Raw genomic sequence first — 4,235 nt, forward strand, 5'->3', positions numbered from 1 at the left:
TTTTTATGATGAAGGAATTAGACTATATACCCTCATCCAAACTCATCAATTAGGTTTACATGTTTCACTAATTAAATTAACTAACTGGAGCAGCCCTTCGTTATTTCCCATGTTAGAATCATTCATATTTTGAATGTACTTTTCTTTATTATTGTATAATTTTTTTATCGCGCGAATAAACGTATCATGTTTTGTATCTTCTTGAAGTAATACTTCGGCATAGCCTGAACGTTCCAAGTATTTTGCATTTATGATTTGATCTCCTCTACTTGAACCACTAGTAAGTGGAATAAGAAGCGTTGGCTTTTTCAAAGTTAACAATTCAGAAATAGCGCTAGAGCCAGCTCTTGAAACTACTATGCTAGCCAGTTGCAGTATATCTGGTAATTCTTCTCCTACATATTCGAACTGTTTGTATCCCTCTATTTTGATAGATGAATCTTTTTTTCCTTTTCCACAAATATGAACAATATTAAATTCCATTAACAATGTATCCAAGCTGTTTCTCACTACATCATTAATCCACTGTGCCCCTTGACTTCCTCCCATTACAAGTAGCATAGGTTTATTTAGTTGAAATCCACAAAAGTCTTTTCCGCGTAATCTATTACCTTTTAGAATTTCTTCTCTTACAATTGGACCAATATAAGTGATTTTTTCTGAATTTAAATTCTTTTCTGTATCAGGGAAAGTTGTACATAATTTCGTTGCAAAAGGAAGAGAAATTTTATTAGCAAGTCCCAAGGTACTATCTGGTTCACGTATAATAATAGGTACCTTATTTAAACGTGCTCCTATAACTACGGGAACAGCTACAAATCCACCTGCTGAAAATAAAATATTTGGTTTCATTTTTTTAATTAATCTATAACTCTGTAGACATCCCTTTAAAATTTTGAAAGGATCTTTTATATTATTCCAATCCCAATACCGCCTAAGTTTCCCTGTTGAAATACTATGATACGGTACATTGGTAATTAGTGAATTTTCAATCCCATTTTGAGATCCGATATATTGGATATCCCATTCCTTTTTCATAAATTCAGGGATTAGAGCCATGTTAACCATGACATGGCCAGCTGTACCGCCTCCAGTAAATAGAATTCTTTTACGCATACATGATTCCACCTTTATTTTTGATTAAAATACTTAGATTTAGATTAATAGAGGTTCATTTGCTTTCCCTACCATTTCTATCACCTTAATAGCCCTCAAACCAAACTACTAAACATTCGTTTTTTTCAAGAAGTCATAAAGAATGTTTCTGTGTGTAATTAGCATGTCTTCTGGTAATTTATCAATATTATAAAAATGTAAATGTAAAGATTCATTATCCGATATTTGTAATTTCCCTTTAAACTTCTTGGAGCTATACACAACGGTAATCGCATAAAATTCATCTTTGTTTTCCAATTTCCTAAAATATGATTCTCCAGAAAACACATTAAATAACGTAAGCCCCTCTACTAGCAATCCTGTTTCTTCATGAATTTCTCTTTTCGCAGTATTTTCAATTGATTCGCCTAACTCCATTAGCCCTCCAGGAATTCCCCATAGACCGTTTGGTTCCTTTCTCTTCTGCAATAAGATACGATTTTCTTCATCAATTAAAATAACAACAGCTCCAACTAAAATCAAAGGACGATGTCCTACAATCTTTCTAAGCCCTGTCACATAGTCCATGTTGTATTCACTCCTAACGAATGTGGAAAAAGTAATTGAAAAAATTTTCTCTGTTACTGGTTATTGAATTTCCTAATTAGGCAAACTTTCTATATAATTGATTTATTTAATAAACTTTGAATTCATATCCCTTATCTAACAAAAGATCCTCTACAATTTCGTAAAAGTCATTTCCATATTCATTTGATTCAAATTTAGTAAATATTTGTATGGCAAATTTCCTTTTTCCTACTATACTCGAAATTTTTTGATACATTTCTTTACTCTCAACAAACGTTACGCATTCTTTTATTTTTTTTAGTAAAAGTAATGCGTGTTTCTCCGGATCATTCCAATCTAATTCATCAGAAATATTTATAGTTATGGTATCGTTATCTATCGTATTTATAGAGAATATATCTATCTTATTTCTAGGGTGAAGCGTCATTTTATACTTCTCCTTGATGTTCTGCTTTTCCTCATGTACTCCCATACATCTTGCAATGAATCTATAAATTGAATTTTAGGAGACCAGCCATGTTTTTTTATATCATGTAAAATCAAATCCGATTGATCTTTACTCTTCACACTATTTGTTTCTCGTATCCGAAAATCTAAGTTCGTTATTTCTTTATACATACTTAGTACCTCTAATAATGAACGTTTTACACCCGACCCAATATTATATTTCTTTCCTTTTTCACCTGCACACAGCAATACATGATAAGCAGCAACTGCATCTCGAACATCTAAAAAATCTCTTGTAGCTTGTAGGTCATTAATTTCAATGATTGGCTCACATTTCCCCATTTCAATATCTATTAATTTCTTTCCAATAAGCGAACATATTCCTGTAGATTCACCTGGGCCAATTAGATTAGAGGGCTTTGCTATAACAATATCCAACCCCATCAGTTCGCCCCATGCATCAGCAATCATTGCTTGCATAGTTTTGCTTAAACTATACGGATGAGGAGGGGTTGTCCCTTTTGTTAAATCATGTTGTAGTGCCGATCCTAAAATCAGTGTCTTACTATTTGGAACCACTTGTCTTAATGCTTCTAATAAATAAGAAGTTCCTATAATGTTAATTTCGAGGCTATCCAGAGGCTTCTTCCATGATTCTAAAACTGAATTCTGTCCGGCTAGATGTAATACATAATCCGGTTTTATTCTCTTAATTAAGCTCATTACTGCGGTTTTATTTGTTAAATCACATACCACACTATTGGGAGCTTCAATTATACGAGTATGAGTTTGAAACATAGGAATGACGTTGATATCTAACTGTGAAAAATATTGATACGCGTGTCGTCCTGTAAAACCGTTTGCGCCGGTAATCAAAAGAGATGCATCTTTTTTCATGATAGAAATCCTCCTTTTTTCAACATTTGCTCTACTTCATTTTTTGGTAGTAAATCCTGTTGAGAATTATAATTCGATAAGGTAACAGGTGGATAATTCGAATAGTATTCTTTTAGGCCCTCAATATGAACAGTAGGTAATACTACAAAATAATCTTCATCAAAGCATACGCTTGTTTTACTCTCTACTTCAGAAAGCAGCAATTCACTTAATTTTTCTCCTGGACGAATTCCTAACTCTTTAATTTGTACCTGTTTCTTTTGAGCATCTTCAATTAATACCTCTGCCAAATCTATAATTTTACAAGCTGGCATTTTCATGACAAAGATCTCTCCGCCTTTTCCTTCATACGTAGCTTTAAATAACAACCGAACGGCATCTTCAATTGTTAAGAAAAATCTCGTCATATCAAAATCTGTAATACCAATTCTTGCATGTTCCTTTATTTGATTTTTGAACAGAGGGACCACACTTCCACTTGAACCTAAAACATTTCCACCACGGACACAAATAAACTTTGTTTTACTGGATTGTAAATTGGCATGGATGATTAGCTTCTCTCCCATTGCCTTTGTCATTCCGTATGTGTTAGATGGATCAGCAGCTTTATCAGTTGAAACATATATTACTTTTTCTACATGATTTTGAATAGCTGCTTCAATGACATTTTGCGTACCATTTATATTTGTTTTAATCGCCTCATCAGGTTGGTATTCGCATACTGGAACATGTTTTAACGCGGCCAGGTGAAACACATACTGAACATCTTTACAAGCAGAAACCAATGCTCCCCTATCACGAATATCTCCAATGATAAATTTCAAATTATCATGATTAGCAAATTTTTGTTGCATTTCAAATTGTGCCGTTTCATTTCGTGAAAAAACTCGTATTTCCCTTGGAGTTTCTTTTACTAATTGTCTTATCAGTTCGTTTCCCCAAGACCCCGTACCACCAGTAACCAAAATTGTTTTATTATACAATTGCTTTTCCTCCTAGCAAATAAATTCAATAATTACTCTTAAATTAAGTTTTAATTTATTTTCATGATTTTTAACTATCAGTCATTGATTTACATCATAATAAGGTTTTGTTACAACTATGTTACATTTTTTATTTTTTAAAACTTTAATCCCACCTATAAATTCAAAGTTTTATCAAATTATAAATCATTAGACTTCTTTACCCTATCTGCAGAAAATTCTATA

5 protein-coding genes are annotated in these 4,235 nt (G+C 32.6%); all 5 read right to left on the bottom strand.

The features are described 5' to 3' along the window. Nucleotides 1-45: 45 nt before the first annotated feature. The 5 genes from ACQGS6_RS23685 to ACQGS6_RS23705 all read right to left on the bottom strand — a co-directional run bounded on the left by ACQGS6_RS23685 (nt 46) and on the right by ACQGS6_RS23705 (nt 4,010). On the bottom strand, nt 46-1,116 hold the full coding sequence (locus ACQGS6_RS23685; RefSeq protein WP_426965699.1) for an undecaprenyldiphospho-muramoylpentapeptide beta-N-acetylglucosaminyltransferase: 1,071 nt from the start codon (nt 1,114-1,116) through the stop codon (nt 46-48). A gap of 108 nt (nt 1,117-1,224) precedes the next feature. After that, nucleotides 1,225-1,683, bottom strand: a complete 459-nt coding sequence (locus ACQGS6_RS23690; protein ID WP_081144003.1) for an NUDIX hydrolase — start codon at nt 1,681-1,683, stop codon at nt 1,225-1,227. A gap of 106 nt (nt 1,684-1,789) precedes the next feature. After that, nucleotides 1,790-2,110 (bottom strand): DUF6572 domain-containing protein, encoded by a 321-nt coding sequence (locus ACQGS6_RS23695; protein ID WP_081144002.1) that lies wholly within the window; start codon nt 2,108-2,110, stop codon nt 1,790-1,792. After that, nucleotides 2,107-3,027, bottom strand: a complete 921-nt coding sequence (locus ACQGS6_RS23700) for an NAD-dependent epimerase/dehydratase family protein (RefSeq protein ID WP_426965700.1) — start codon at nt 3,025-3,027, stop codon at nt 2,107-2,109. Before ACQGS6_RS23700 ends, ACQGS6_RS23695 begins: the two co-directional genes overlap by 4 nt. Continuing rightward, nucleotides 3,024-4,010, bottom strand: a complete 987-nt coding sequence (locus tag ACQGS6_RS23705; RefSeq protein ID WP_426965701.1) for a UDP-N-acetylglucosamine 4,6-dehydratase family protein — start codon at nt 4,008-4,010, stop codon at nt 3,024-3,026. Before ACQGS6_RS23705 ends, ACQGS6_RS23700 begins: the two co-directional genes overlap by 4 nt. Nucleotides 4,011-4,235 lie beyond the last annotated feature (225 nt).

The sequence above is a fragment of the Bacillus sp. GMs2/2 genome (assembly GCF_050172095.1).
Classification (GTDB): Bacteria; Bacillota; Bacilli; order Bacillales; family Bacillaceae_G; genus Bacillus_A; species Bacillus_A cereus.

Excerpts from the sequence above, each read along its gene's own strand:
- ACQGS6_RS23700 (WP_426965700.1), bottom strand. The coding sequence starts at position 3,027 with ATGAAAAAAGATGCATCTCTTTTGATTACCGGCGCAAACGGTTTTACA.
- ACQGS6_RS23695 (WP_081144002.1), bottom strand. The coding sequence starts at position 2,110 with ATGACGCTTCACCCTAGAAATAAGATAGATATATTCTCTATAAATACG.
- ACQGS6_RS23685 (WP_426965699.1), bottom strand. The coding sequence starts at position 1,116 with ATGCGTAAAAGAATTCTATTTACTGGAGGCGGTACAGCTGGCCATGTC.
- ACQGS6_RS23690 (WP_081144003.1), bottom strand. The coding sequence starts at position 1,683 with ATGGACTATGTGACAGGGCTTAGAAAGATTGTAGGACATCGTCCTTTG.